The organism is Falsiroseomonas sp. HW251, assembly GCF_050563545.1.
In the GTDB taxonomy this organism is placed as follows: domain Bacteria; phylum Pseudomonadota; class Alphaproteobacteria; order Acetobacterales; family Acetobacteraceae; genus Falsiroseomonas.
The window spans coordinates 101203-127087 of record NZ_JBNXUM010000005.1 but is presented as its reverse complement, the minus strand read 5'-3'; the positions used below and the strand labels follow the sequence as shown (position 1 = coordinate 127087).

The 25885-nt window shown below is 72.7% G+C and carries 23 protein-coding genes; 18 read left to right on the top strand and 5 right to left on the bottom strand.

What is annotated here, in order from left to right; genetic code table 11:
- The first annotated feature begins 37 nt into the window (after positions 1-37).
- The 4 genes from ACLF3M_RS07535 to ACLF3M_RS07520 all read left to right on the top strand — a co-directional run bounded on the left by ACLF3M_RS07535 (position 38) and on the right by ACLF3M_RS07520 (position 5220).
- Positions 38-1933: a SurA N-terminal domain-containing protein gene (locus ACLF3M_RS07535; protein ID WP_430656267.1), complete on the top strand. Its 1896-nt coding sequence runs from the start codon at positions 38-40 to the stop codon at positions 1931-1933.
- Entirely contained in the window at positions 1930-3429 is a 1500-nt protein-coding gene (gene trpE / locus ACLF3M_RS07530; protein WP_430656266.1) for an anthranilate synthase component I, read from the top strand. The genes ACLF3M_RS07535 and trpE overlap by 4 nt, the downstream gene beginning before the upstream one ends.
- A gap of 70 nt (positions 3430-3499) precedes the next feature.
- On the top strand, positions 3500-4837 hold the full coding sequence (gene atzF, locus ACLF3M_RS07525; RefSeq protein WP_430656265.1) for an allophanate hydrolase: 1338 nt from the start codon (positions 3500-3502) through the stop codon (positions 4835-4837).
- Positions 4834-5220 carry an allophanate hydrolase-related protein gene (locus tag ACLF3M_RS07520; protein ID WP_430656264.1) on the top strand — a complete coding sequence of 129 codons (387 nt, stop codon included), beginning with the start codon at positions 4834-4836 and terminating at the stop codon, positions 5218-5220. The genes atzF and ACLF3M_RS07520 overlap by 4 nt, the downstream gene beginning before the upstream one ends.
- On the opposite strand, the gene ACLF3M_RS07515 is transcribed toward ACLF3M_RS07520, so the two are convergent.
- The gene (locus ACLF3M_RS07515) at positions 5177-5764 is read right to left on the bottom strand and encodes a nucleoside 2-deoxyribosyltransferase (protein WP_430656263.1); all 588 of its coding nucleotides are present in this window, start codon (positions 5762-5764) and stop codon (positions 5177-5179) included. The two genes, ACLF3M_RS07520 and ACLF3M_RS07515, sit on opposite strands and share 44 nt — an antisense overlap.
- Before the next feature lie 115 nt (positions 5765-5879).
- Here ACLF3M_RS07515 and ACLF3M_RS07510 point away from each other — a divergent pair, with 115 nt between their 5' ends.
- The 7 genes from ACLF3M_RS07510 to ACLF3M_RS07480 all read left to right on the top strand — a co-directional run bounded on the left by ACLF3M_RS07510 (position 5880) and on the right by ACLF3M_RS07480 (position 13275).
- A complete protein-coding gene (locus tag ACLF3M_RS07510; protein WP_430656262.1) occupies positions 5880-6749 on the top strand; it encodes an FAD binding domain-containing protein in 870 nt (289 codons plus the stop codon).
- 8 nt (positions 6750-6757) lie between these two features.
- Positions 6758-7222: a (2Fe-2S)-binding protein gene (locus ACLF3M_RS07505; protein WP_430656261.1), complete on the top strand. Its 465-nt coding sequence runs from the start codon at positions 6758-6760 to the stop codon at positions 7220-7222.
- Complete coding sequence (locus ACLF3M_RS07500; RefSeq protein ID WP_430656259.1) at positions 7222-9561, top strand: molybdopterin cofactor-binding domain-containing protein; 2340 nt, start codon at positions 7222-7224, stop codon at positions 9559-9561. The genes ACLF3M_RS07505 and ACLF3M_RS07500 overlap by 1 nt, the downstream gene beginning before the upstream one ends.
- On the top strand, positions 9548-10324 hold the full coding sequence (locus ACLF3M_RS07495; RefSeq protein WP_430656258.1) for an ABC transporter ATP-binding protein: 777 nt from the start codon (positions 9548-9550) through the stop codon (positions 10322-10324). Before ACLF3M_RS07500 ends, ACLF3M_RS07495 begins: the two co-directional genes overlap by 14 nt.
- A 155-nt stretch (positions 10325-10479) precedes the next feature.
- Positions 10480-11358: an ABC transporter permease gene (locus tag ACLF3M_RS07490; protein WP_430656257.1), complete on the top strand. Its 879-nt coding sequence runs from the start codon at positions 10480-10482 to the stop codon at positions 11356-11358.
- Positions 11355-12269, top strand: a complete 915-nt coding sequence (locus tag ACLF3M_RS07485) for an ABC transporter permease (protein ID WP_430656256.1) — start codon at positions 11355-11357, stop codon at positions 12267-12269. The genes ACLF3M_RS07490 and ACLF3M_RS07485 overlap by 4 nt, the downstream gene beginning before the upstream one ends.
- Before the next feature lie 16 nt (positions 12270-12285).
- Complete coding sequence (locus tag ACLF3M_RS07480; protein ID WP_430656255.1) at positions 12286-13275, top strand: ABC transporter substrate-binding protein; 990 nt, start codon at positions 12286-12288, stop codon at positions 13273-13275.
- A 3-nt stretch (positions 13276-13278) separates the two neighbouring features.
- Here the strand turns inward: ACLF3M_RS07480 and ACLF3M_RS07475 are convergent, their stop codons facing one another.
- Positions 13279-14319, bottom strand: coding sequence for a ring-opening amidohydrolase (locus ACLF3M_RS07475; protein WP_430656254.1), 1041 nt, complete (start codon positions 14317-14319; stop codon positions 13279-13281).
- Between the two features lie 21 nt (positions 14320-14340).
- On the opposite strand from ACLF3M_RS07475, the gene ACLF3M_RS07470 reads away from it, so the two are divergent.
- Positions 14341-15492 carry a hypothetical protein gene (locus ACLF3M_RS07470; RefSeq protein WP_430656253.1) on the top strand — a complete coding sequence of 384 codons (1152 nt, stop codon included), beginning with the start codon at positions 14341-14343 and terminating at the stop codon, positions 15490-15492.
- Positions 15493-15495: 3 nt separating this feature from the next.
- Here ACLF3M_RS07470 and ACLF3M_RS07465 read toward each other — a convergent pair whose 3' ends face one another.
- Positions 15496-16476 (bottom strand): Bug family tripartite tricarboxylate transporter substrate binding protein, encoded by a 981-nt coding sequence (locus ACLF3M_RS07465; protein ID WP_430656252.1) that lies wholly within the window; start codon positions 16474-16476, stop codon positions 15496-15498.
- 56 nt (positions 16477-16532) lie between these two features.
- Between ACLF3M_RS07465 and ACLF3M_RS07460 the strand changes: the two genes are divergently transcribed.
- Both ACLF3M_RS07460 and ACLF3M_RS07455 read left to right on the top strand, forming a co-directional pair.
- A complete protein-coding gene (locus ACLF3M_RS07460; RefSeq protein WP_430656251.1) occupies positions 16533-17573 on the top strand; it encodes a hypothetical protein in 1041 nt (346 codons plus the stop codon).
- 11 nt (positions 17574-17584) lie between these two features.
- Positions 17585-18817, top strand: a complete 1233-nt coding sequence (locus ACLF3M_RS07455) for a flavin-dependent oxidoreductase (RefSeq protein ID WP_430656250.1) — start codon at positions 17585-17587, stop codon at positions 18815-18817.
- Here the strand turns inward: ACLF3M_RS07455 and ACLF3M_RS07450 are convergent.
- Positions 18804-19793 carry a Bug family tripartite tricarboxylate transporter substrate binding protein gene (locus ACLF3M_RS07450; RefSeq protein WP_430656249.1) on the bottom strand — a complete coding sequence of 330 codons (990 nt, stop codon included), beginning with the start codon at positions 19791-19793 and terminating at the stop codon, positions 18804-18806. The genes ACLF3M_RS07455 and ACLF3M_RS07450 overlap by 14 nt on opposite strands.
- 137 nt (positions 19794-19930) lie before the next feature.
- On the opposite strand from ACLF3M_RS07450, the gene ACLF3M_RS07445 reads away from it, so the two are divergent.
- The 4 genes from ACLF3M_RS07445 to ACLF3M_RS07430 all read left to right on the top strand — a co-directional run bounded on the left by ACLF3M_RS07445 (position 19931) and on the right by ACLF3M_RS07430 (position 24126).
- Entirely contained in the window at positions 19931-20314 is a 384-nt protein-coding gene (locus ACLF3M_RS07445; RefSeq protein ID WP_430656248.1) for a c-type cytochrome, read from the top strand.
- 19 nt (positions 20315-20333) lie between these two features.
- The gene (locus ACLF3M_RS07440; protein ID WP_430656247.1) at positions 20334-21047 is read left to right on the top strand and encodes a response regulator transcription factor; all 714 of its coding nucleotides are present in this window, start codon (positions 20334-20336) and stop codon (positions 21045-21047) included.
- Complete coding sequence (locus ACLF3M_RS07435) at positions 21047-22363, top strand: sensor histidine kinase (RefSeq protein WP_430656246.1); 1317 nt, start codon at positions 21047-21049, stop codon at positions 22361-22363. The genes ACLF3M_RS07440 and ACLF3M_RS07435 overlap by 1 nt, the downstream gene beginning before the upstream one ends.
- A gap of 260 nt (positions 22364-22623) precedes the next feature.
- Positions 22624-24126 (top strand): Do family serine endopeptidase, encoded by a 1503-nt coding sequence (locus ACLF3M_RS07430; protein WP_430656245.1) that lies wholly within the window; start codon positions 22624-22626, stop codon positions 24124-24126.
- Positions 24127-24285: 159 nt separating this feature from the next.
- On the opposite strand, the gene ACLF3M_RS07425 is transcribed toward ACLF3M_RS07430, so the two are convergent.
- Positions 24286-25851: a thioesterase domain-containing protein gene (locus tag ACLF3M_RS07425; protein ID WP_430656244.1), complete on the bottom strand. Its 1566-nt coding sequence runs from the start codon at positions 25849-25851 to the stop codon at positions 24286-24288.
- Between the last annotated feature and the right edge of the window lie 34 nt (positions 25852-25885).

Here is a 25885-nt window from a genome sequence, read left to right as displayed (position 1 = left end):
CTGGCAACGGGCCGGGCCCTGCGCTACGCCACCGCCCATGATCAGCTGGTTCCGCAAGCTCGCGCAGTCCTGGGTCTCGCGCATCCTCTTCCTGCTCCTGGTCCTGTCCTTCGGGATCTGGGGCATCGAGGACGTCGTGCGGAACATCTGGCGCGAGTCCGCCGTGGTGCGCATGGAAGGCGGCAACATCGAGGTGCCGGAGGCCCAGTCCGCCGCGCGGCGCGAGCTGCAGCGCATCCAGCGCCAGCTCGGCCCTAGCTTCGAGGCCGACGCCGCGATCCGCGAGGCCGTCGCCCGCCAGGCGCTGGAAGGGCTGATCGGCGGCCGGGCGCAGCGGCTGGAGGCCTCGCGCCTCGGCGTGTCGGTGCCCGACGACCAGGTCGCGGAGTATGTCCGCTCCATCCCGTCCTTCCAGACGGCGGGCCGGTTCGACCGGATGATCCTCGACCAGTTCCTGCGCCAGAACGACATGAACGAGGCGATGTTCCTCCAGCTCGTGCGCGACGACCTGCAGCGGATACAGCTGGTGGGCGCGGTGCGGGCCGGGGCGCCGGCGCCGGCCTCGCTGGCGCGCGCGCTGTTCGACTGGGAAGCCGAGCAGCGGGTCGCGCAGGTCGTCGAGCTGCCGCTGGTGGACGCGCCGGAACCGGCGGCGCCGACCGAGGCGCAGATCGAGCGCTTCTACACCAACAACCCCCAACAATTCTCGACGCCGGAGCTGCGCGAGGCCGTGGTCGCGGTGCTGTCGGCCGATGTGCTGGCCGACCAGGTCGAGGTGCCGGAGGAGGAGCTGCGCCAGGCCTACGAGGCCCGCCGGTCCCAGTTCGAGACGCCGGAGAAGCGCGCGATCGAGCAGGCGCTCCTGCCGACCGAGGATGCCGCGAAGGCGATCGCCTCGGCCTGGGCCCAGAACCCCGACTTCGCCGCGGTGCGCCAGGCCGCCCAGGCCGCCGGCGGCAGCGCGGCCGCGCTCGGGACGCTGGCCCGCGACGACCTGCCCCTGCCGGAGCTCGCGGCGGCGGCCTTCGCCGCGCCCGATGGCGGGGTGACCCAGCCCGTGCGCTCGCCCTTCGGCTGGCATGTGCTGCGCGTGACCGGGATCACCCCGGGCACCACCGTCCCCTTCGAGCAGGCGAGCGACCAGCTGCGCGAGGAGATGGCGCTGGAGAAGGCGGCCGACCTCGCCTTCGACCGCGCCAACAAGGTCGAGGACGCGATCGCAGGCGGCGCGACGCTGGAGGAAGCGGCGCGCCGCTACGGCATGGCGGTGGCGACCGTGCGCACCGATGCGAGGGGCAACGACGCCGAAGGCGGGCCCGTGGGGCTGCCCGTCCCCGTCGCCGGCCGGCCCGAGACGCTGCGGCTGATCTTCACGACCGAACCCGGCCGCGCGCCGCGCCTGCAGGAGTTGCGCCAGGGCGAGGCCTTCGTCGCGATCGAGGTCCGCGCCGTCGTGCCCCCGGCGGTCAAGCCGCTGGCCGAGGTCGAGGCCGATGTGCGGCTGGCCTTCCTGACCGACGCCCGCAAGCGCTTCCAGGAGGAGCGCGCCGGCGCGCTGATGGCCGCGATGCGGGAGGGCAAGACGCTGGCCCAGGCCGCGGAAGCCGCCGGGATCCCGTCCGAGCGCGTCGGGCCCTTCGGCCGTCAGCCAGACCAGGGCGCGCCGGGCGTCGCCCCGGAGCTGCTGCCCATCCTGTTCAACATCCGCGTCAACGAGCCCGCGATGATCCCGACCGCGCAGGGCTTCGCGGTGGCGCAGCTGCTCGAGATCATCCGCCCCGATCCCGCGACCGTGCCAGGCGCGCTGGAGAACGCCCGCCGCACCGCCCAGGCGCAGGCCGCCGAGGACCTGGAGATCCAGTTCGCCAACGCGCTGCGCAACCGCGCCGCGCCGCGGATCAGCCCGACCGTGCTGCAGCAGGTGATCCCGTGAGCCTGGGCTTCGCCGCCTTCGCGGAGGGCCTAGCGGCGGGCCAGGGCCAGATCCTGTTCCGGGAGCGCGTCGCCGACCTCGACACGCCGGTCGGCGCCTATCTCCGCCTGGCGCAGGGCCGGCCGAACGCCTTCCTGCTGGAATCGGTGGAGGGCGGCGCCGCGCGCGGGCGCTTCTCCGCGATGGGCTTCGAGCCCGACCTGGTCTGGCGCTGCCTCGACGGCAAGGCGGAGCTGAACCGGCACGCGCTCGCCGCGCCGCACGCCTTCGAGGCTGAGCCGGCCCCGGCGATGGACAGCCTGCGCGCGCTGGTCGCGACCTGCCGGATGCCGATGCCGGCGGGGCTGCCATCGATCGCGGCGGGGCTGTTCGGCTTCCTGGGCTACGACATGGTCCGCCAGATCGAGCGGCTTCCCCAGAAGAACGCCAACGTGCTGGGCACGCCGGACGCCGTGATGTTCCGCCCGACGCTGGTCGCGGTCTTCGACCATGTGCGGGACACGCTGACCCTGGTGACGCCGGTCTGGCCGGAGCCGGGGCTGGACGCGAAGGCGGCGTGGGACCTCGCGCAGACGCGCCTGGACGAGGCCGAGGCCGCGCTGGATCGCCCTCTCCCGCGCCCCGCGCCGCCGGCCGTGCTGCCGGCGCTGCCGGCGCCCGCGTCGAACTTCACCAAGGAAGCCTTCTGCGCGGCGGTGGAGCGGGCGAAGGAATACGTCGCTGCCGGCGACGCCTTCCAGATCGTGCCCTCGCAGCGCTTCTCCGTGCCTTTCGCGCTGCCGCCCTTCGCGCTGTACCGCGCGCTGCGGCGGCTGAACCCGGCGCCCTATCTCTTCTACCTCGACCTCGGCGCCTTCGCGCTGGTAGGCGCGTCGCCCGAGATCCTGGTCAGCGTGAAGCATGGCGAGGTGAAGTTGCGGCCGCTGGCCGGCACGCGTCCGCGTGGCGCGACGCCGGAGGAGGATGCGCGGCTCGAGCGTGAACTGCTCGCCGATCCCAAGGAACTGGCGGAGCACCTGATGCTGCTCGACCTCGGCCGCAACGACGTCGGGCGGGTGGCCGAGATCGGCAGCGTGCGCGTGACCCAGCGCTTCCAGGTCGAGCGCTATTCGCAGGTCATGCACATCATGTCGGAGGTCGTGGGCCGGCTGCGCCCGGGGCTCGATGCGCTGGACGCGCTGATGGCGGGCTTCCCCGCCGGCACGCTGTCCGGCGCGCCGAAGGTCCGCGCGATGGAGATCATCGAGGAGCTGGAGCCGTCGCGGCGCGGCACCTATGCCGGCGGCGTCGGCTATTTTGGCGCGGACGGCAACATGGACACGTGCATCGCGCTGCGCACCGCGCTGGTGAAGGACGGCACGATGCATGTGCAGGCCGGCGCCGGCGTGGTCGCCGACAGCGACCCCGAGGCAGAATACGAGGAGACGCGGCAGAAGGCGCGCGCCCTGTTCCGCGCCGCGGAGGAAGCCGTGCGCTTCGCCGCGGCGAGGCGCTAGGCACGGTGAAAAGCCCTCTCCCCCGCGGGTGGAGAGGGTTTACCGGCACGCGGCTTGCTCAGGACACCGCATGACGACCAAGCCCGCGCTGACCCGCGCCAAACTCCACGCCGCCTATGCCGCCGGCACGACCACGCCGGCGGAGCTCGTGTCGCTGATCCATCGGCGCATGGCCGAGATAAACGATCCCGGCATCTTCATCCACCTGGTGCCGGAGGAGACGGCGCGTGCCGCCGCGGCCGCGCTGCCGCCCTTCGATCCTGTTCGATATCCGCTCTGGGGCCTGCCGGTCGCGGTGAAGGACAACATCGACATCGAGGGCCTGCCGACCACGGCGGCCTGTCCGGGCTTCGCCTATGTCGCGAAGGCCAGCGCGCCGGCGGTGACCGCGCTGCTCGATGCGGGTGCGGTGCTGATCGGCAAGACCAACCTCGACCAGTTTGCGACGGGGCTGGTCGGCGTCCGAACGCCCTATCCCGTGCCGCGCAACGCGTTCGACGCGGCGCGCGTGCCCGGCGGATCCAGCAGCGGATCGGCGGTCGCGGTCGCACAGGGCCTGGCCACGCTCTCGCTCGGCACCGATACCGCGGGATCGGGGCGAATCCCGGCGGCGCTGAACAACCTGGTGGGGCTGAAGCCGTCGCTCGGTGCGGTCTCCACGCGCGGCGTGGTGCCTGCCTGCCGAACGCTGGACACCATCTCGGTCTTCGCCGCAACGGTCGAGGATGCCTGGGCCGGCTTCGAGGTCATCGCTGCATACGACGAGCGGGACCCGCAATCGAGGTCGATGCCCGCGCAGGACATTGCGGGCGCCGCGCCGATCCGGCGGATCGGTGTCCCGCCCGTGCCGGAAATCGATGACGACGCTGGCCGCGCGGCCTGGGATGCAGCCCGCGCGCGGCTGGCGAGGCTCGGCATCGCGATCGAGGAGGTGGACCTCTCGGCGTTCCACGCCGTCGCGCGGCTTCTCTACGACGGCCCCTGGGTCGCGGAGCGCGCCGCGGCCGTCGGCGATTTCTGTGCGGCGAAGCCGGGGGCGGTGCATCCCGTCACGCGCGGCATCATCGCCGGTGCGGGACGCTTTTCCGCCGTGGACGCCTTCCGCGGCCTCTACCTGCTGGCCGAACTCCGCCGCAGGACGGAGCCGATGTGGGACCGCGTGGACGCGCTGGCCGTGCCCTCCGCGCCCTGCTTCCCGACGCTGGCCGAGCTCGAGGCCGATCCGATCGGGCCGAATGCGCGGCTCGGCGCGTACACGAACTTCGTGAACCTGCTGGACCTGGCGGCGCTGGCGCTGCCCGGGCCGTTCCGGCCGGACAGGCTGCCCGCAGGGATCACGCTGATCGCGCCGCGCGGGTCGGATGCGCGGCTGGCCGCGCTCGGGCTGCGCTTCCAGGAGGCCGCATGATCGAGATCGCCGTCGTCGGCGCGCACCTGACGGGCCTGCCGCTGAACCATGAGCTGACCTCGCGCGGCGGCGTCTTCCTGCGCGCTGCCCGGACCGAGCCGTCCTACCGCTTCCACGCGCTCGCCGGCGGCCCGCCGCGCCGTCCCGGCCTGCTGCGCGTCGCGGCCGGCAAGGGTCACGCCATCGAGGCCGAGGTCTGGGCCCTGCCCCCGGCCGGCTTCGGCGAGTTCGTCGCCGGCGTGCCCGCGCCGCTCTGCATCGGCACGCTGCTGCTGGAAGACGGCACGCGGCCGAAATGCTTCCTGGTCGAGCCCGAGGGCCTGGCCGGCGCCGAGGAGATCAGCCGCTTCGGGGGCTGGCGGGCGTACCTGGCCTCGCTCTGATCGTCGCCGCCGCGATCGCGACGCAGCGTTCGAAGACAAGCAGGCTGTCGAAGGGCAGGTCGCGGCCGCCCTCCGGCAGGACGACGGGATGGCCCCCGCCGGCCTCGACCGCGCCGGGGATCATCAGGTTGTCGGGCAGGCCGAAGCCCTCGACCGACAGGCCCGGGACGGGGTCGGGGACGAGGGCGGTCAGCGCGGCGCTGCGGGCGGCGAAGGGCGTCGCGCTGTTGGAATAGCCGAAGATCGGGCGCCCGCGGCCGAGGAACCAGCCGACCTCGATCAGCGTGCCGGAATCCGCGCTGGCGCCACGGAAGGGCGTGAGGTTGGCGATGACGATCTCGGCGCGCTCCATCATTGCGACGTCCTTGGCGAAGATGGTCCGCCAGGCCTGGCCGGCCTCCATGGCGTGAAGGCTGGCGACGTCCTCGTTCAGCGGGGGCAGCGCAGTGATGCCGTGGGCGGCGCAGATCGCGACCTTGCGGGCGGCATGGGCCGGGGCGTCCGGCAGGAAGACGTCGGGACCGGCGAGATAGGCGATGGGCATCGGGCATCTTGACCATCCCTTGGGCAGGCCGCGCAAGGGCGGGGCCGATGCCCGCTGAATCCCCTCTCGACGGGGGCGCGATCTCTGCCAAGCTGCGGGGCATGAGGGACGAAGAGTGAAGCCGGCACCCTTCGAATGGCACGCGCCCGAGGCGCTGGCGGAGGCGCTCGCGCTGAAGGCGCGGCATGGCGAGGAGGCGCGCTTCCTGGCCGGCGGGCAGAGCCTGGTCCCGGCGATGAACTTTCGTGTGTCGCAGCCCGCGGTTCTGGTGGACCTGAACCGGATCGCGGGGCTGGGTGACATCGCGGTGCAGGAGGACGGGTCGCTCGTGATCGGCGCGATGGCGCGCAACGCGGCGGTGGAGCGGCATGCCGCTGCGGCGAAGATCCATCCGATCCTGGCCGAGGCGCTGCACGAGGTCGCGCATCCGCAGATCCGCAACCGCGGCACGCTGGGCGGCAACCTGTCGCATGCCGACCCCGCGTCGGAGATGCCGGCGGTGATGGTCGCGCTCGGCGCGCGCTTCGTCCTGCGCAGCGCCCGCGGCGAGCGGGAGGTCGCGGCCGTCGATTTCTTCTTGGGCCCGCTGACCACGGCGCTGGAAGCGGACGAGATGCTGGCCGCGATCCGCATCCCCGCCCTGCCCTCGCGCAGCGGCACCGCCTGGCTGGAGGTCACGCGGCGCCGCGGCGACTACGCGATAATGGGCGTGGCGGCGATCGTCACCCGCCGCGAGGACGGCGTCTGCGCCGCGGCGAGCCTCGCCTGCTGCAGCGCCGGGCCGACGCCGCTGGCGGCGCCGAAGGCCGCGGCGTCGCTGGTCGGGACGCGGCTGAACGAGGCGGACATCGCGCAGGCCGCCGATCTGCTGCGGTCCGAAATCGAGCCGACCGGCAGCGTGCAGGCGAGCGCGGCGTATCAGCGCCACCTGGCCGGCGTGATCGCCGCGCGCGCGCTGGCGACCGCGGCGGGACGCGCGGCATGACGCGGCGCGTGACGCTCAGCATCAACGGCACGCATGTCGCGCGCGAGGTCGAGCCGCGCCTGCTGCTGTCGGACTTCATCCGGCACGAGGCCGGGCTGACGGGCACCCATGTCGGATGCGAGCACGGCGTCTGTGGCGCCTGCACCATCCGGCTCGACGGCGCGCCGGTGCGGTCCTGCCTGATCTTCGCCGTGCAGGCCGAAGGCCACGACATCCGGACGGTGGAGAGCCTCGGCACGCCGGGCAATCTCTCCGTCCTGCAGCAGGCCTTCCAGGACAGCCACGGCCTGCAATGCGGCTACTGCACGCCGGGCATCCTGATGACGATCACCGCCTTCCTGGAAGAGAACGCCGACCCGAGCGAGGACGAGGTGCGGCACGCCCTGTCCGGCAACCTCTGCCGCTGCACGGGTTACCAGCACATCGTGGATGCCGTGCTGCTGGCGGCGCGCCGCATGCGGGATAGCGCGTGATGGAAACCCGCCAGATCGGCCGCCCCGTCACGCGCAACGAGGATCCGCGCCTGCTGACGGGGCGCGCGCTCTTCGTCGACGATGTCGAGTTGCCGGGGATGCTGCACGCGGCCTTCCTGCGCAGCCCGCATGCGCGCGCGACGATCAACTCGATCGACACGGCCGCCGCGAAGGCGCGTCCCGGCGTCGCTGCGGTGATCACGGCGGAGGACCTTGGCGGCTACTGGCAGCCGGGGCCGCTGCTGGTGCCGCCGCCGCCGATCGCCGGCATGACCTTCCGCCAGCGCTGCCAGGTGCCGCTGGCGAAGGGCGAAGTCCGCCATGTCGGCGAGCCCGTCGTCATGGTGGTCGCGACCTCCCGCTACGTCGCGGAGGACGCGGTCGGCGACATCGTCGTGGACTACGCGCCGCAGCCGGCCGTGATCGGGCTTCACGCCGCGCTCTCCGCCGAAAGCCCCCGCGTGCATGCCGACCTGCCCGACAACATCGCGGCCGACGTCCATCAGTCCAAGGGCGACTACGCGGCTGCGCGCGCGAAGGCCGCGCATCTCATCCGCCGCCGCTTCACCTATGACCGGGGCGCGTCCAACCCGATGGAGACCCGCGGCATCGTCGCGGACTGGGACGACAAGGCCGATCGGCTCACGATCTGGGATACCACCCAGGCGCCGGTCTTCATCCGCAACGGCCTCGCCGCCATGCTCGGCCTGTCGGAGCGCCAGGTCCGCGTGGTCGCGCCCTTCATCGGCGGCGGCTTCGGGCCGAAGATGATGATGTTCTACCCCGAGGAAGTGCTGGTGCCCTGGATGGCGCTGCGCCTCGGGACGCCCGTGAAGTGGATCGAGGACCGGCTGGAGCACTTCACGGCGACGACGCACGAACGCAGCCAGATCCATGAATGCGAGCTGGCGCTCGACGCGGACGGCCGCATCCTTGGCGTGCGCGACGAGTTCCTGATGGATACCGGCGCCTACAACCCCTATGGCCTGACGGTGCCGCTGAACAGCCAGTGCACGCTGCTGAACTGCTACGACATCCCGGCCTATGACAGCCGCTTCCGCGCGATCTACACCAACCGCACGCTCGTCACGCCGTATCGCGGCGCGGGCCGCCAGCACGGCATCTTCGTGATGGAGCGGATGCTGGACGCGGCGGCGCGGGAGCTCGGGCTGGACCGCGCCGAGATCCGCCGGCGCAACCTGATCCCCGCCGACGCCTTCCCCTACCGCAACGAGGTGATCTACCAGGATTTCGCGCCGCTGACCTATGACAGCGGCAACTACGCCCCGATCCTGGACAAGGCGCTGCACGCCATCGGCTACGCGGATTTCCCGGCCGAGAAGGCGAAGGCGCGCGAGGACGGCCGGCATCTCGGCCTCGGCATCGTCTGCTATGTCGAGGGAACCGGCATCGGCCCCTATGAAGGCGCGAAGGTGCGCGTGCAGGCCAGCGGAAAGGTCACGCTCGCGACCGGCATCGGCACGCAGGGCCAGGGCCATTTCACGGCCTTCGCACAGGTGGTGGCCGAACAGCTCGGCGTGGATGCGCGCGACGTCGAGGTCACGACCGGCGACACCGATGTCTTCGATTGGGGCGCCGGCACCTTCGCCAGCCGCGGCGCGGTCGTCGCGGGATCGGCCGCGCATGGCGCCGCGACGGAGGTCCGCGCGAAGATCCTGAAGACCGCGGCGGAGCATTTCGAATGCGCCGAAGCCGACCTGGTGCTGGAAGACGGCAAGGTGTCGATCGCCGGCGTGGCGGAGAAGTTCATCACGCTCGGCGCGCTGGCAGGACTGGCGAACCCGATGCGCGGCGCGGTGAAGCCGGGCACGATCCCGGGCCTGGAGGCGACGTCCTATTTCGGCCCGGCGATGGGCGCGACCGCGGCCGGCGCGCATGCCATGGTGATCGAGGTCGATCCGCTGACGATGAAGCCGACCATCCTGCGCTACGTCGTCGTGCATGACTGCGGCACGGTGCTGAACCCGTTGATCCTGGCGGGCCAGGTGCAGGGCGGCGTCGCGCAGGGCATCGGCAACGCCTTCTTCGAGCAGCTCGCCTGGACCGATGACGGGCAGCTGCTCAACGCCTCGCTCGCGGATTACCTGCTGCCGACGGCGCTGGATGTCCCGCGGATGGAGGTGCTGCACACCGAGACGCCCTCCCCGCTCAACCCGCTCGGCACCAAGGGGGCGGGTGAAGGCGGCGCGATCCCGGTCGGCGCGCTCTTCGCGCAGGCGATCGAGGACGCGCTCGACCTGCCGGCGCGCGGCATCGAGATCACCGAGATCCCGCTCTCGCCAAGCCGCCTGTGGGAAATCGTGCATGGCGGCGATTGACGCCGAGCGTGTCTCGCTGGCCTTCGGCACGCGCGATGGCGAGGTGCGTGCACTGTCCGACGTGAACCTCACCGTGCAGCCCGGCGAGTTCGTGTCGCTGATCGGCCCGTCCGGCTGCGGCAAGACGACGCTGCTGCGCATCATCGCGGACCTCGAGCGTCCGACCGCCGGTGAGATCAGGGTCAATGGCGTGACGCCGGAACAGGCGCGGCTGCGCCGGGACTATGGTTATGTCTTCCAGGCGCCGGCGCTGCTGCCCTGGCGGACGATCGAGGCGAATGTCGCCCTGCCGCTGGAGGTGATGGGCGTGCCGCGCACGGAGCGGCGAAAACGCGCGCGGCAGCAGCTCGCGCTGGTGGAGCTCGAGGGGTTCGGCCGCAAGTACCCCTGGCAGCTTTCCGGCGGGATGCAGCAGCGCGCCTCCATCGCGCGCGCGATGACCTTCGATCCGCGGTTGCTGCTGATGGACGAGCCCTTCGGCGCGCTGGACGAGATCTCCCGCGACCACCTCAACGGCGCGCTGCACCGGTTGTGGGCGAAGACCGGCAAGACCGTGGTGTTCGTCACGCATTCCATCCCCGAGGCGGTCTATCTGTCGACGCGCATCGTCGTGATGTCGCCGCGGCCGGGGCGGATCGTGGATGTCGTGGAGTGCGACCTCGGCGCCGACCGGCCGCTCGCGATCCGCGACAGCGCGGAGTTCACGACGGTCGCGCATCGCGTGCGGGACCTGCTCTGGGCGGATGCGAATGCGGGGCGCTAGCTGGCTGCCCGAAAGCCCTCTCCCCCTCTTTCGGGGGAGAGGGTTCGGTGAGGGGGACGCGCCGAACGCGCGTGCGCTCCTCACGTTGCACGCCCCCCTCACCCTTTCCTCTCCCCCCTGCGGGTGGAGAGGGCTTCATGGCGGGATCGCGGCCAATGATGCGCCGCCTTAGCGACAGCGCGCTCCCCGTCCTCACCGTCGTCGCGGCTCTCATCGCCATCTGGTACGCCGCCGCGCTCGCGCTGAACTGGCAGGTCGTGTCCGACACGCTCGCGCGCTCCGGCACGCCGCCCTCCGCCTGGCAGGTTGCCGAGGGCACGATGTCCTTCGCCCGCCCGCTGCTGCCGGCGCCGCATCAGATCGTCGGCGAGCTCTGGCGCAGCCTGGTTCTGACGCCGCCGAGCTCGGCGCGCAGCCTGGTCTGGCACGGCTGGGTGACGCTTTCGGCGGCGCTCGCGGGCTTCGTGCTCGGCGTGACCGCGGGCGTCGTCGTCGCGGTCGCGATCGTGCATCTCCGCGCGCTGGAACGCAGCCTGATGCCCTGGGTGATCGCGTCGCAGGCCGTGCCGATCCTGGCGCTGGCGCCGATCATCATCGTGGCGCTGGGCGCCATCGGCTTCGAGGGGCTTTTCCCCAAGGCGGTCATCGCGGGCTATCTCTGCTTCTTCCCCGTCACCATCGCGATGACCAAGGGCCTCACGGCCGCAGACCGGCTGCAGACGGATCTGATGCGCACCTACTCGGCATCTCCCGCGCAGGTCTTCTGGAAGCTGAGGCTGCCGACATCGCTGCCCTTCCTGTTTGCCAGCCTGAAGGTCGCGGCCGCGGCGTCGCTGGTCGGCGCGATCGTCGCGGAACTGCCGACCGGCGCGCAGGCGGGCCTGGGCGCGAGGCTGCTGGCGGGGTCCTATTTCGGGCAGACCGTACAGATCTGGGCAGCGCTGGTGGTGGCAGCCGTGCTCTCGGCCTCGCTGGTCGGGCTGCTCGGGCTGCTGGAGCGCGCGGTGGGCCGACGGCTCGGGGCGCGCGCGTGACGGCGGCGCTGGGGGCGCTCGTCGCGGCGGGATTCGCGCTGGCGATTCACGCCGTGCATGCCGGCGCCGGGCCGATGCTGTGGGCGGGCGTCGCGCTGCTGGCCGCCCTGTCCGCCTGGCTCGTGCAGCGGCTGGGGAACCTCCGCGACGGGCGGCTGTCGGAGCTGCTGGCGCCGCTCGCCTTCGGCGCGGTCGTGCTGGCACTGTGGGAGGTGCTGGTCGTCGGGTTCGCCGTGCCGATGGTGCTGCTGCCCGCGCCATCGGCGATCGCGGCGCGCCTGGCGGGTTCGCTCGACATCCTGACGCAGGACTTCGTGCAGACCTTCCTGAAGGCCGTGCTGACGGGCTACGTGCTGGGCAATGCGCTGGGCTTCGGGATCGCGCTGCTGGTGGACCGCGTGCCCTTCCTCAGGCGGGGGCTGCTGCCGGTTGCGAACCTGGCCTCGGCGCTGCCCATCGTCGGCATCGCGCCGATCATGGTGATGTGGTTCGGCTTCGACTGGCCGTCCAAGGCGGCCGTCGTCGTCGTCATGACGTTCTTCCCGATGCTGGTGAACACGCTGGCGGGCCTGGCCGCGTCGGGCTCGCTGGAGCGCGACCTCATGCGGTCCTACGCGGCGAGCCACGCGCAGACGCTGACCATGCTGCGCCTGCCGGCCGCCCTGCCCTTCGTCTTCACCGCGCTGAAGGTCAACGCGCCGCTGGCGCTGATCGGCGCGATCGTGGCGGAGTTCTTTGGATCCCCGACCTCCGGCATGGGCTTCCGCATCACGACCGAGGCCGCCAAGCTCGCCCTCGACCTGGTCTGGGCCGAGATCGTGGTGGCGGCCGCCGCGGGTTCCGTCTTCTATGGGCTGGTGGCGCTCGCCGAACGCGCCGCGACCTTCTGGCATCCATCCATCCGTCGATAAGCAGGGAGATCACGGGATGAAGAAGTGGCTGGGATTGCTCGTGGCGCTCGGCCTCGCCGCCGCGCCCGACGCGCGCGCGCAGGACCGCCTGACGCTGCAGCTGAAATGGGTCACGCAGGCGCAGTTCGCGGGCTATTACGTCGCGCAGGCCCGCGGCTTCTACCGCCAGGCCAATCTCGACGTCCGGATCAATCCGGGCGGTCCCGACATCGCGCCGCCGCAGATCATTGCGGGCAACCGCGCCGACGTGATCGTGGAATGGATGCCGGCCGCGCTGGCCTCGCGCGAGCGCGGTGTGCCGCTGGTCAACGTCGCCCAGCCGTTCCGCCGCTCCGGCCTGCAGCTGACCTGCCGGGCGGAAACCGGCATCCGCGCGCCGCAGGATCTGCGCGGCCGCACCCTCGGCGTCTGGTTCTCAGGCAACGAGTATCCGTTCCTCGCCTGGATGAGCCGGCTGGGCTACCGCACCGACGGCTCGCCGCAGGGCGTGCGCGTGCTGCGCCAGGGCTTCAACGTGGACCCGCTGCTGCAGCGCCAGGCCGACTGCGTGTCGACTATGAGCTACAACGAGTACTGGCAGGTCATCGATGGCGGCTTCCGGCCGGACCAGCTCGTCGTCTTCAGCTATGAGGAGCAGGGCGTCGCGACGCTGGAGGACGGGCTCTATGTGCTGGAGGGCCGGCTGAACGACGCGGCCTTCGTGCAGCGGATGGCGCGCTTCGTGCGGGCGTCCATGCAGGGCTGGGACTGGGCGCGGCAGAACCCCGACCAGGCCGCGCAGATCGTGATCGACAACGACACGACGGGCGCGCAGACCATCGCGCATCAGCGCCGCATGATGGGCGAGATCGCGAAGCTGCTGGACGCGCAGGGAGGCGGGCGCCTGGTGCCGGCGGATTATGAGCGGACGGTGCAGACGCTGCTCTCGAGCGGCGGGGATAGCCCGGTGATCACCCGCGCGCCGACGGGCGCGTGGACGCATGCGGTGATGGATGCGGCGAGGTAGGGCTCAGGGGCGGCGCGCGAAGACGCAGACCAGCCCGCCGCCCGGCGGACCCTGGTGTTCCGCGCCGCCGCTGACGAAGACGCGGCCGTCGCCGGCCACGGCCGCGACGATCGCGCCCAGCGCGCCGCGCAGGTGGCGCTGGGCGTCAATGTCGGTGTCGCCGAGCATGGTGTGGCGGAACCCGCGAATCGCGCCGGACCGGTCGGGCTCGCCCTTCGCGATGACGCCCAGCACTTCGCCCGGCGCGGCGGGGAAGGCAGCCTGCACGCCGGCCAGGTCCAGCAGATCCGCCATCGGGGCGACGCCCGCGACAATCCCGTCTTGCCAGCCCTCCGCATAGCCAAAGACCACGACCTCGTTGCAGGTGACCTCGACGCCGGAGGAGATCGAGACGCGGTTGGAATACAGCGACAGATCCGTCAGCAGCGCGGCCTCCGTCGCGCGGGCGGCGTCGATGTCGCCCAGCGCCACGCCGGCGCCGACCGCGGCCGCGGCGCGCGACAGCGCCATCAGGAACTTCGCGTCGGTGCTGCGCGCCGCGGGGTCCGGCGCCTGCGGGGCCGGCGCCTTCACCTGCACGAGTGCGACGTCCTCGGGCCGCCCGATGCCGGCATCCGCCATGGCGGCGCGGACGGCGGCAATCACTGCCTCGATCTGCGCGACACGACCGATCTCGCGCGCCGGCGTGACGGGCGACATGGCGGTGCCCAGGGCCAGGCCGCGCTGACCCGGCGCGGCCTCGTCCGATACGCTGAACACCATGTAGTGCGGGCTGAGCGCGCCCTCCGTGCCGCCGGACAGCACGCAGGGGATCCGCGCGGCCAGCGCCGACGGCGCCTCGCCGGTGTGGGACGCCAGCAGCAGCATCAGCGTCTGCGTGAAGAAGCCCCGCGTGAAGTCGTTCAGCCCGCCATTGCCCTCGGTCTTGCCGATGACGGCGCGGACATCGCCGGCGCGGACCTCCCCGCGCCTGATCACTCCCTCCAGCTCGGACAGGTCGCCGGGATGGGCCATGGACAGGCGATGGATGGCAAGGCGCGGCATGGCGCTAGCATACTACCCGTCATGAGGATCGGCATCATCGGCACCGGCGTCGCCGGCAGCCTGCTCGCGGAGGCGCTGCTGGAGGCGCCTGGCATCTCCGTCACCGCCTATGAGCGCGTCGCACGGGGCGAACAGTCCGAGGCCGGCACAGGCCTCAATGTCGGCCCCAACGCGCTGAAGGCGCTGCGCCTGCACATGCCGAAGCGCCATGCGGCGTTGCGCGCGGCGTCGCTGGAATGGCGCCGCTGGTTCGTGGACCTCACGGACGGGACGCGGCTTCTCGACCTCGATCTCCTCGACCTCGCGGAGGAGCCGGGGATGCGAATCCGCTGGTCCGAGCTCTATCGCCTGCTGCGCGAGCCCGCGGCAGGCTGCACGCGCAACGGGCACGCGATGGAGGCGCTGGAGGAGGATGCCCAGGGCCGGCTCCTTCCGGTCTTCCGCACCGCGGACGGCCTGGTGCGCGACGGCGGCTTCGACCTGCTGGTCGCGGGCGATGGCCGCTACAGCCGCCTGCGCGCGCTGACCTGCGGGGAGCCGGAGGGCACGCTGCTCGGCGTCTGCATCTGGCGCCTGCTGGTGACCGATGCCGCGGACTGCCCCTATGACGATTACGGCCAATGGTTCGGCGGCAACGCGCGGCTGCTGTCCTTCCGCGTGCCGGGCGGCGCCGTCTACATCGCCGGCACCTTTCCCCTCGGCCCCGACGCGCGGATCCGCGACGAGATGAAGACCGAGGCCGCGCAGCGCGCGCTCTACACGCCGGAGCACGCGCCACCCTGCCCCGCCGTCGCCTGGATGCTGGACAAGGTCGGCAGGCACATCGACCAGATCCACTGGGCGCGCTCCGCCACCGCGCCGCTGCTGCGGCACGGCGCGTCGGGCCGTGCGCTGTTCCTGGGCGATGCCGCCCAGGCCATGGTGCCGACGCTCGGCCAGGGCGCGACCCAGGCCGTGGAATGCGCCGTCGTGGCGGCCGAGGTGCTGAAGCGCGGCGGTACCGTGCAGGAGATCGCGGCCATCCGCGACCCCCGCGTCGCCTTCGTCCGCGACTTCTCGCTGGAGGCGTCGGACACGCTGGTGCCGGGCACCGACGTCGTGATGGGCACGCGCGCTAAGGCCTCGCCCAGCTTCCTGGCGAAGCTGCGGCGGACCTACACCGAGGTGTACTGACAGCTACTCCGCCTTCAGCCCGATCTCGCGGATGATAGCGCGGTATTTCTCGGCGTCGCTGCGGATCAGCGCGGCGAAGCGCTCCGGCGTCGTGACGAGCGGCTCGAGCCCGCCGGCGGCGTCAAGGCGCTGGCGCATCGCGGGATCGGCCAGGCTGGCCGCGACCTTCGCGCGCAGTCGCGCCATGATCGCGTCGGGCAGGCCGGGCGGGGCAAACAGGCCGAGCCAGATCACGACCTCGTAGCCCGGGAAGACCTCCCCGATGCGGGGCAGGTCGGGAAACAGCGGCGAGCGCTCCGGCCCCGTCACGGCCAGGGCGCGAAGCCGGCCGGCCTGGATCAGCGGCGCCGTCGAGGTGCCGGAGAACACCGCCTTGGTGTCCCCCGCGACGGTGGCGTTGGCCGCGGGGGTGCCGCCGCGGAAGGGGACGTGCAGCATGTTGAGGCCCGCCCGCCGCGCCAGCATCTCCATCGCGAGCTGGTGCTGGCTGCCGACGCCGCCCGAGGCGTAGGGCAGAGGCTCGCCGGCGCGGCGCGCGTAATCCAGGAACTCCGCGAAGCTCCGCACCGGCACGGAAGGATGCACCGACAGGATGAACTGGTTCGCCGCCACCGAGGCGACGGGAACGAGCTCCGTCAGCGGGTTCACCGCCAGGCTGTCATAGACGAAGGGATTGACGACGAAGACGGTGTCCTGCGCGAAGAGCAGCGTGTAGCCGTCAGGCCGCGCGCGCGCCACGGCCTCGGCGGCGATGGCGCCGTTCGATCCCGTGCGGTTCTCCACCACGACGGGCTGGTTGAGCCGGGCCTGCAGCCTTTCCGCCAGGATGCGCGCGACGATGTCGGGCGCCCCGCCCGGCGGGATCGTGGTGATCATGCGGATCGGCCGGTCGGGCCAGGCGCCCTGCGCCGTCCCCTGCGCGTTGGCGATCCCTGGCGCCAGCAGCGCCGCCATGGCCATCCCGGCCTTCCGCCTGCCGATCATGCCGCTATCCTCCCGCCGCCATTCTCGCCGCAACGCCACCCCGAGGAAACACCGACATGCCCAACGCCGGACGCCCCTGGGTGCCTTCCTTCCTCAGCCGCGGCGGCGCCTCGCGCCTCGTGCTCTCCTGCGCGGTCAGCGACTACGACCATGTCCGCGACCTCATGGAAGGCAGGGTCCAGGCCGAGGGCATCGAGCTCATTCCCATCCGCTTCGCCGTGGAGGAGATCTTCTTCCGCTTCATCAAGTTCCGCGAATGGGAGGTGAGCGAGGTCTCCTTTGCGAAATACGTGGCGCTGCGCAGCCAGGGCGACGAGAGCCTGGTCGCGCTGCCGGTCTTCCCCTCACGCGTGTTCCGCCATTCCTCGATCTATGTCCGCGCCGACGGGCTGGTGAAGCGGGTCGAGGACCTCGCGGGGAAGCGTGTCGGCGTGCCGGAATGGGCGCAGACCGCGGCGATCTACAGCCGCGGCGCGCTGCGCCACCAGTTCGGCCTCGACCTGAATGCGATCAATTGGGTGCAGGCGGGCGTGAACCAGCCCGGCCGCGGGGAGAAGGTGGAGTTGCGCCTGCCGGAGGGGCTGACGCTCACGCGGCGACCGGATTCGTCGCTCGATGCAATGCTGCTGAACGGCGAGCTCGACGCCATCCTGACCGCCCATCCCACGCAAAGCTTCGAGCAAGGCGACCCGCGCATCGTCCGCCTCTTCCCCGACCCGCAGCCCATCGAGGAAGCCTTCCTCGACGCCACCGGCGTCTTCCCCATCATGCATGCCGTCGCCATCCGCCGCGAGGTGATCGACCGCTTTCCCTGGGTCGCGGGCAACCTGCTCACCGCCTTCGAGGCAGCGAAGCGCAACGCGGTCGCGCGGGCCGAGGAGATCACGGCCTCGCGCATCCCCTTCGCCTGGGGGCAGCTCGCCGCGGCGCGGATGGCGGCGCGCTTCGGTGGCGATCCCTGGCCCTATTGTCTCGAGCCCAACCGCACCACGCTCGACACCTTCTGCGCCTGGGCGCATGAGCAGGGCGTCGCGCATAGGCGGCTGCAGCCGGAGGAGCTGTTCCCGCCGGAGCTGCTGCAGCGCTACCGGATCTGAAGGGTCGTCCCATGACCGTGACCATCATCGGCGGCGGCGTCGGCGGGCTGACGGCGGCGCTCGCCCTGAAGGCCCGCGGCATCGAGTGCCGGGTGCTGGAGAGCGCGCGTCAGATCCGCCCGCTCGGCGTCGGGATCAACCTGCTGCCGCATGCGACGGCCGTGCTGGACGCCCTCGGCGTGCTGCGCGCGCTGGAGGCGGTCTCGATCGCGACGAAGGAGGCCGCCTACTACAACCGCTTCGGCCAGCTCATCCATGTGGAGCCGCTCGGCCGCGCCGCGGGCTACGCGACGCCGCAGCTGTCCATCCATCGCGGCGAGCTGCAGATGGTGCTGCTGGACGCGGTGCTGTCCCGCCTCGGCGCGCACGCTGTCCGCACCGGCATCCGCTGCGTTGGCGTCGAGCAGGACGCGGACGGCGTCACGCTGCGACTGCACGACAGCGAGACCGGCCAGGCGCTGCCGCCCGAACGCGCGTCGGTCGTGGTCGCCGCCGACGGGATCCATTCCGTCATCCGCCGCCAGTTCTTCCCCGACGAGGCGCCCTACCTCTATTCCGGCGTGAACATGTGGCGCGGCGTGACGCGGATGAAGCCGATCCTGTCGCACGCCACCATGGTCCGCGCGGGCTGGCTCGCGCATGGCAAGATGGTGATCTACCCCATCCGCGACCATCCCGACGGCACGCAGCTCATGAACTGGGTGGCGGAGATCGAGACACCGTCCCATGCGGAGAACGACTGGGCGAAGCCCGGGCGGCTCGAGGATTTCCTGCCGGCCTTCGCGGGCTGGCATTTCGACTGGCTGGACGTGCCCGCGATGATCCGCGCGGCCGATGTCGTGCTGGAATACCCGATGGTGGACAAGGACCCGCTGTCGCGCTGGAGCCACGGCCGCGTCACGCTGCTCGGCGACGCCGCGCATCCCATGTATCCCAGGGGCTCGAACGGCGCGGGCCAGGCGATCCTGGATGCGAAGGCGCTGGCGGAGTGCCTCGGCGGACAGGCCGATCCCGTCGCCGCGCTCAGGGACTACGAGGCGCGGCGGCTGGGGCCGACCGCGCAGGTCGTGCGCACCAACCGCACCGCGCCGCCGGACGCCATCATCCGCGAGGTCTGGCAGCGCACCGGCGACAAGCCCTTCGCGCGGATCGAGGATGTCATCAGCGCGGACGAACTTGCCGCCATGCTCGACGGCTACAGGAAGGTGGCGGGCTACGACAAGGCGGCACTCAATCCGCCGTGATCCCCGCGCTGCGGATCACCTCCGCCCAGCGCGCGACGTCGCGGCGGATCAGCGCGGCGAGGTCGCCCGGCGTGCCCGGCGACGGCACCAGTCCCTGGCCGAGCAGCTGCTCGCGCGTCGAGGGCTCGGCCAGCCAGGCATTGAGGTCGGCGTTGACGCGGCGGACGAAGTCATCGGGCAGGCCGGGCGGACCGAGCAGCGCGTACCACAGGTCCACCAGGACGTCGGGATAGCCGGCCTCCGCCATGGTCGGGACCTCGGGCGCGGCGTCGGCGCGGCGCTCGCTGCCGACGGCTAGGATGCGCAGCCGCCCGTCGCGCGCCAGCGGCACCGCGACATGCACGGGCAGCACCATCGCCGCGACGCGTTTGCCGATCAGGTCCTGGATCGCCGGCGCGCTGCCGCGATAGGGCACGTGGTTCATCGGCACGCCGGCCTTCAGGCGGAACAGCTCCATCGCGAGGTGATGCGGCGTGCCGATGCCGGGCGACGCGTAGTTCGCCCCGCCCGGCTGCGCCGCCGACCAGGCCGCGAAGTCCCGTGCCGTCGTCGCGGGCACGTCGGGGTTCACGACGAGCACGAGGTCGCCGACCGCGAGCCTGGCGATCGGCGTGAAGCCCGCGACGGCGTCGTAGGGGATCTGGCGGAAGAGGCTCGGGTTCATCACGAAGGTGTTGGGCTGCATCACCAGCATCCGCCCGTCCGGCGCGGCGCGGGCGACGGCCTGGCTGCCGATGTTGCCGCTGGCCCCGGCGCGGTTGTCCACCGCGACGGGGTGCCCGAAGCGCTGCTGCAGCACCGGCGCGACCATCCGCGCCAGGATGTCGGGCCCGGTGCCGGGGGTGTAGGGCACCACGATCGTCACGGCGCCATCCGGCATGCGCCCGGCGGTCCCCTGCGCCGCGGCGCCGCCGCCCCACAGCGCCCCAGCCGCCGCGATCAGGCGCCGGCGCGTCGTTCCGCCCTGCTCCGGCATGCGATTCCTCCCTGATCCGTCAGCGCCATCTCGGCATGCGTGACCAAATATGACATAGCTGTCACCGCGCGACGTGATCGCGTCAATCTGTCCCTAGGCATGTTCCGCGCCCTTCGCCTGCAACACGAGGAGACTCCATGCGGCACATCTCCGCTTTTGCCTTCGCCTTCGCGGTCGCGACCGCCTCTGCGCTGCCTGCCCAGGCGCAGGACGCAGCGGCCGGCCAGCGCATCTTCAACCAGTGCCGCGCCTGCCACGTCATCGACAACAACGGCCGCAACGGCGTGGGTCCGAACCTGCACGGCGTCGTCGGCCGCCGCGCCGCCTCGATCGAGAGCTTCCGCTACTCCGCCAACATGCGGCAGCTCGGGGAGCAGAACCACGTCTGGACCGAGGACAACCTGCGCGCCTACCTCGCCAACCCCAAGGCCGTCGTGCCGCAGGGCAGCATGGCCTTCCCGGGCCTGCGCGATCCCCAGCAGATCACCGACGTGATCGCCTACCTCAAGTCCCAGGGCTGAGGGCCGACGCGCCTCGCCCATGCGCATCCTGGTGATCGAGGACGACCGTTCGACGGCCGACTACATCGCCAAGGGCCTGGGCGAGGAAGGGCACGTGGTGGACATCGCGAGGGACGGCAAGGACGGCCTGTTCCTCGCGCTGAACGAGCCCTTCGACATCATCGTCACCGACCGCATGCTGCCCGGGCCCGATGGCCTGTCCATCGTCCGGGCGCTGCGGGCTTCGTCCATCGCGACGCCGGTGCTGGTGCTGACCGCGCTCGGCGACGTGGACCGCAAGGTGGAGGGGCTGGAAGCCGGGGCGGACGACTACCTCGCCAAGCCCTTCGCATTCGCCGAGCTGCGCGCGCGGATCCGCGCGCTGGCCCGCCGCCCCGCCGCGCCGCCGGCGGCGCAGACCGAGCTGGTCGTCGGCGACATCCGCATGGACCTGCTGCAGCGCACGGCGTGGCGGGGAAGCCGCAAGCTCGACCTGCTGCCGACGGAATGGCGCCTGCTGGAATACATGATGCGCCATCCCGGCCAGGTGCTGACCCGCACCATGCTGCTGGAGAAGGTGTGGGACTTCTCCTTCGACCCCACCACCAATGTCGTTGACGTCCATGTCAGCCGCCTGCGCCGCAAGCTGGAGGCCGAGGGCGACGGCCCCGCCATCCGCACGCTGCGCGGCGCGGGCTACGCGCTCGATCCGTCGCCCGGAACGGGCGCGGGACCAGCTTCGAAGGGCGAGTGATGCGCCGCAGCTTCGCGCTGCGCGCCTCGCTCGCCGCCGCGGCGGTGATGCTGGTGGCGTCCTTCCTGGGCTCGGGCTGGATCGGCCGCCAGGCGGAGCAGGCGCTGCGCGCGCAGCTCGACCTCGCGCTGGCCGCCGAGGCGGAGTCGCTGATCCGGGAATACGAGGCGCTGGGACTGCAGGGCCTGGCCGAGCAGACCGCGGCCTATGCGCGGCGCCGCGGGCCGGTGCTGGTGCTGCTGCAGGCGCCGGACGGACGGCCGCTGGCTGGCGGGCTGCCGGTGGCGCGCCCGCCGGTGCTGCGGGGCTATGCGACCTTGGACGCGACGGCCGACCGGCCCTCGCTGCGCGTGCTCGGCGCGGTGCTGCCGGGCGGCGCGAACCTGCTGGTCGCGACGGAACTCGCGCCGGTCGAGGACGCGGCGTCGCGGCTGGCCTGGGGGCCGCCGGTGATCGCGCTCGCCGCCGCTGCCCTGGCGCTGCTGCTGGGCTTCCTCGCCGCGCGGCGCTTCGAGACGCGCCTGGCCGGCGTCGGGCGCGCCGCGCGGGCGATCATGGATGGCGACCTCGCGCGGCGCCTTCCGGATTCCGGCCGCGGCGACGAGTTCGACCGGCTGGTCGGCACGGTGAATACGCTGCTCGGCCGGATCGAGGCCCTGGTCGCGGCGCAGCGCCAGGTCACCGACGACATCGCGCATGACCTGCGGACGCCGCTGTCGCGGCTGCGGCAGCGGCTGGAAGGCGCGCTTGTCGCCGCGCGCGAGCCCTCGGCGGACGAGGCGACGCTGGCGGCTGCGATCGCCGAGCTCGACGCGGTGCTGGCCACCTTCGCCGCGCTGCTGCGCATCGCGCGGGCAGAGAGCGGCTCGACCGCGGGCTTCGCGGCGCTGGACCTGTCGGCGCTGGTAGCAGGCATCGCCGAGACCTATGCCGCGCCGGCCGAGGAAGCGGGACGCGCGCTGACGACCGAGATCGCGCGCGGGATCGAGTTCCGCGGTGACGCCGCGCTGCTCCGCCAGGCGCTGGCGAACCTGCTGGACAACGCGATCCTGCATGGTGGCGGGCGTGTCGCGCTGCGGCTCAAGCCGGGCCCTGTTATCGAGGTTGCGGACGACGGCCCGGGCATCCCGCCGGCGGAGCGGGAGGCGGTGACGCGGCGCTTCTACCGGCTGGATTCGAGCCGGCACACGCCGGGAACGGGGCTGGGCCTCGCGCTGGTCGCGGCGGCGGCTCGGCTGCATGGCGGGAGCCTGCGCATCGAGGACGGGCCGGGTGGGCGGGGTGTGACGGCGGTGCTGGATTTGCGACGGACGTAAAGCCCTCTCCCCCTCTCACGGGGGAGAAAGTTGGGTGAGGGGGACGCTGGAGGCGAAGCGCGGGCTTCCTATCCTCGATGCCCCCTCACCCTGCCCTCTCCCCCCCTGCGGGTGGAGAGGGTTTGAAGCAGCGCTTCGCGCGGCGTCCGCGAGTTTTCTGACAAACCTGTCATGGTCCTTCCCCGCCGCCTCCACCGCCGGGGCGCGACACCGTCCTCCACGCGGTCATTCCCGCGAATCCCAACGGAGGACCTGACCCCATGACCTTCCCCAAGCGCCGCACCGGCCTCGCCGCCGTGCTGCTGGCCGGCACCGCCCTTTCCGCCGTCTTCCTGCCCGGCGCCGCACCCTTCGCGCAGCAGGCCGCGCCGTCGGCTATCACCGCGCCGGCCGCCGGCCCGGCCAGCTTCGCCGACCTCGTTGAGCGCGTCCGCCCCGCCGTCGTGACCATCGTTGCGACCGAGCGCGCGCAGCCCCAGGCCCGCGCCGGCTCGCCCTTCCAGCCCGGCACCGAGCAGGACCGCAACTTCCGCCGCTACTTCGGCCAGCCCGAGGGCAACAACCAGGGCCCGGGCCGCGGCGAGCAGCAGCGCCCGAGCCAGGCGATGGGCTCCGGCTTCCTGATCGAAGCCAGCGGCTTCATCGTGACCAACAACCACGTGGTCGAGGGCGCGAACAGCGTGAAGGTCAGCCTCGACGACGGGCGCGAGATGCCGGCCCGCATCGTCGGCCGCGACCCCCGCACCGACCTCGCCTTGCTGAAGGTTGAGAGCGCGCAGGCCCTGCCCCACCTCAATCTCGGCGACAGCGACCGCGCGCGGCCCGGCGACTGGGTGATCGCGGTGGGCAATCCCTTCGGCCTCGGCGGCAGCGTGACGGCCGGCATCGTCTCGGCGCGCGGGCGCGACATCGGCGCCGGCCCCTATGACGACTTCCTGCAGGTGGACGCGCCGATCAACCGCGGCAATTCGGGCGGCCCGCTGTTCGCGGCGAACGGCGACGTGGTCGGCGTGAACACCGCGATCTTCTCGCCCTCCGGCGGGTCGGTCGGCATCGGCTTCGCGATCCCGTCCAACATGGTCCGCCAGGTCGTGGCGCAGCTGAAGGAGAACGGCCGCGTCGAGCGCGGCTTCCTCGGCGCCTCCACCCAGCCGCTGACCCCGGCGCTGGCGCAGGCGATGCACCTGAACGGCGCGAACGGCGCGCTGGTCGCCTCGGTCGAGGCCGACAGCCCCGCCGCGAAGGCGGGCCTGCAGGCCGGCGACGTGGTGACGGCGGTGGGCGGCCGGGCCGTGAGCTCCCCGCGTGACCTCGCGCGCGCCATCGGCGACCAGCGCCCGGGCAGCACAGTCGCGCTCGACGTCCGGCGCGAGGGCCAGCACCGCGAACTGCGCGTCACGCTCGCCGCGGTGCAGGACGGCGCCGAGCGCGGCGCGGCGCAGGAGCAGGCGGCCGAGCGCGGCAAGATCGGCATCGCGCTGGCGCCGATCAACGACGCCACGCGCCAGGCGCTTCGCCTCCCGCAGGGCGCGACCGGCGCGGTGGTCGCCGAGGTCCGTCCGGACAGCCCGGCCGCCGAGGCCGGCCTGAAGCCCGGCGACATCATCACCTCGGTCGGCGCGAGCGAGGTGAAGGACCCCGAGGCCGCAGCGCGCGCGATCCGCGAGGCGACGGCGACCCCGGGTTCCTCGGTGGCGCTGCGCATCATCCGCGAAGGCCGCGGTGCCTTCGTCGCGGTCCAGGTCCCCGCGACGCAAGGCTGAGCGCGGTCCGCAGGGCGGGTCCTGCCCTGCGGGCCCGGGCGGGTCCGGAACCAACCGGGCCCGCCCTCTCCCCGCCGGGGGAGAGCGGGGCGGCGCGTCGTGCCGGGGCACGGCGCGCCGTTCGCGCTCCTGGCCGGGGCACGGCGCGCCGTTCGCGCGTTACGCCGCGAGTTGCCGCGCCTCCTCATGCGCCGGCGCCAGCGCGAGCGCCGACTGGGCCGCCGCGATCCGGGCCGCGTCGTCGCCGCAGCGCGCCGCGAGCCGCGCGACCTCCAGCAGCGGCGCGAGTTCGCCGGGCCTGAGCCGCGCCACCTGCTGCGCCATCCCCAGCGCCTCGGCCAGTCTCCCCTGCCTGTCGAACATCAGCTGCAGGCGCCGGGCGATCCGGTCGTGCAGCGGGCAAGCCTCCAGCACGCGCCGGAAATGCAGCTCCGCCAGCGCGGCGTCGCCTTCCTGCAGCGCGAGCCGGCCGAGCGCGATCTCCGCCGGGACGGAGCCATCCCCGAGGGCCCGCGCCCGCGCGGCCCAGCGCGCCGCCTCCTCCGGACGGCGCCTCTGCAGGAGGCCCGCGAGGTCCATGCACGCATTGATGGGCCGCGCCTCCGCGCGCGCCGCGCCTTCCAGCGCCTCCCGCGCGCCCTCGATGTCGCCCGCCTCCCGCAGCGCCTCGGCAAGGTTGCGCCACACCCAGTAGGGCGCGAGGGGCGCCTCCGCGATGGCCGCGCGATAGGCCGCGATCTCCGACGCCTGGTCGCCCCGGCGCGCGGCGCGCAGCCCCTCGAGCCCCGCCGTCACGCCGGCGCGGGGCGCCTCCGCGACCGTGCCGGGGGCGGCCTCGTCCAGCGCGCGGCGCAGCGAGGGCGCCCAGCGCGCCAGCACGTCGCGGGCCATCATCCCGCCATGCGTGCCCTCGGCCTGGATCTCGTGCACGCGGCCCAGCACCAGGTCGCCCCAGCCCATCGCGGGGGCGAGCAGGTCGTTCTCGCCGGGAGTTCCCGACCGGAACAGCCAGAGGTCGCCGCGATAGGGCTGCGGCACGTAGCGCTCCATCATCCGGCTGCAGGTCGGCACGGTGCGGCGTTCCGGCGCCGGCAGCAGCGCCGTGCCGGCGCGGCGGGCATGCAGCGACGGCCCGCGGTCGATCAGGCCGAGGAAGGCGACCTGCCCGCCCCCCTCGGCGATCTGGCGCGCGACCTCGAAGGCCAGCATCGCGCCGAAGGAATGGCCGGCAATATGATACGGCCCGTCCGGCCAGGCGCTCCGGATCGCGGCGGCGAAGCCGGCGGCGTGCTCCTCCAGCGTCGGCACGCCTGGCGGCGGCAGGCGCCATTGCATCAGGCGCAGCTCCTGCGCCGGCCCCAGCAGCTCGGCGAGCCAGCCGGCATAGGGCGTCACGCCGTTGACGGCATGCGCGAGGAACAGCGGCACGCCGCGTCCCGCCTGCACCGCCGTCAGGCGCTGCGGCGCCCGCCTGGCGCGGACCAGCGCGGCCAGCGCCTCGACCGTGCCGTGATCGGCGAATTGCGGCGGGGTGAGGGAGAGGCCGAAGCGCTCCTCGATCTCCAGCAGCAGCGTCAGCACCTGGATGGAGTCGCCGCCGAGATCGGCGAAATGCGCGTCGTGCGGCACGCCCTCGCGCTCGAGCAGCCGCGCGAAGATCGCGGCGATCTGCTGCCTCGGGCCCGGCCTGGCCGTCGCCCCGCCGGATCGCTGGTTGTCGGGCATGGCGCCTGTCACCATAGATGCCGCGAACAGGCAA

What these genes read in the sequence shown, in the direction of transcription:
- ACLF3M_RS07495 (WP_430656258.1), top strand. Translation starts at nt 9,548, where the DNA reads ATGGCGGCGATTGACGCCGAGCGTGTCTCGCTGGCCTTCGGCACGCGC.
- ACLF3M_RS07430 (WP_430656245.1), top strand. Translation starts at nt 22,624, where the DNA reads ATGACCTTCCCCAAGCGCCGCACCGGCCTCGCCGCCGTGCTGCTGGCC.
- ACLF3M_RS07435 (WP_430656246.1), top strand. Translation starts at nt 21,047, where the DNA reads ATGCGCCGCAGCTTCGCGCTGCGCGCCTCGCTCGCCGCCGCGGCGGTG.
- ACLF3M_RS07460 (WP_430656251.1), top strand. Translation starts at nt 16,533, where the DNA reads ATGCCCAACGCCGGACGCCCCTGGGTGCCTTCCTTCCTCAGCCGCGGC.
- ACLF3M_RS07535 (WP_430656267.1), top strand. Translation starts at nt 38, where the DNA reads ATGATCAGCTGGTTCCGCAAGCTCGCGCAGTCCTGGGTCTCGCGCATC.
- ACLF3M_RS07465 (WP_430656252.1), bottom strand. Translation starts at nt 16,476, where the DNA reads ATGATCGGCAGGCGGAAGGCCGGGATGGCCATGGCGGCGCTGCTGGCG.
- ACLF3M_RS07440 (WP_430656247.1), top strand. Translation starts at nt 20,334, where the DNA reads ATGCGCATCCTGGTGATCGAGGACGACCGTTCGACGGCCGACTACATC.
- ACLF3M_RS07515 (WP_430656263.1), bottom strand. Translation starts at nt 5,764, where the DNA reads ATGCCCATCGCCTATCTCGCCGGTCCCGACGTCTTCCTGCCGGACGCC.
- ACLF3M_RS07470 (WP_430656253.1), top strand. Translation starts at nt 14,341, where the DNA reads ATGAGGATCGGCATCATCGGCACCGGCGTCGCCGGCAGCCTGCTCGCG.
- atzF (WP_430656265.1), top strand. Translation starts at nt 3,500, where the DNA reads ATGACGACCAAGCCCGCGCTGACCCGCGCCAAACTCCACGCCGCCTAT.
- ACLF3M_RS07475 (WP_430656254.1), bottom strand. Translation starts at nt 14,319, where the DNA reads ATGCCGCGCCTTGCCATCCATCGCCTGTCCATGGCCCATCCCGGCGAC.
- ACLF3M_RS07490 (WP_430656257.1), top strand. Translation starts at nt 10,480, where the DNA reads ATGATGCGCCGCCTTAGCGACAGCGCGCTCCCCGTCCTCACCGTCGTC.
- ACLF3M_RS07425 (WP_430656244.1), bottom strand. Translation starts at nt 25,851, where the DNA reads ATGCCCGACAACCAGCGATCCGGCGGGGCGACGGCCAGGCCGGGCCCG.
- ACLF3M_RS07520 (WP_430656264.1), top strand. Translation starts at nt 4,834, where the DNA reads ATGATCGAGATCGCCGTCGTCGGCGCGCACCTGACGGGCCTGCCGCTG.
- ACLF3M_RS07480 (WP_430656255.1), top strand. Translation starts at nt 12,286, where the DNA reads ATGAAGAAGTGGCTGGGATTGCTCGTGGCGCTCGGCCTCGCCGCCGCG.
- ACLF3M_RS07455 (WP_430656250.1), top strand. Translation starts at nt 17,585, where the DNA reads ATGACCGTGACCATCATCGGCGGCGGCGTCGGCGGGCTGACGGCGGCG.
- ACLF3M_RS07450 (WP_430656249.1), bottom strand. Translation starts at nt 19,793, where the DNA reads ATGCCGGAGCAGGGCGGAACGACGCGCCGGCGCCTGATCGCGGCGGCT.
- ACLF3M_RS07500 (WP_430656259.1), top strand. Translation starts at nt 7,222, where the DNA reads ATGGAAACCCGCCAGATCGGCCGCCCCGTCACGCGCAACGAGGATCCG.
- ACLF3M_RS07445 (WP_430656248.1), top strand. Translation starts at nt 19,931, where the DNA reads ATGCGGCACATCTCCGCTTTTGCCTTCGCCTTCGCGGTCGCGACCGCC.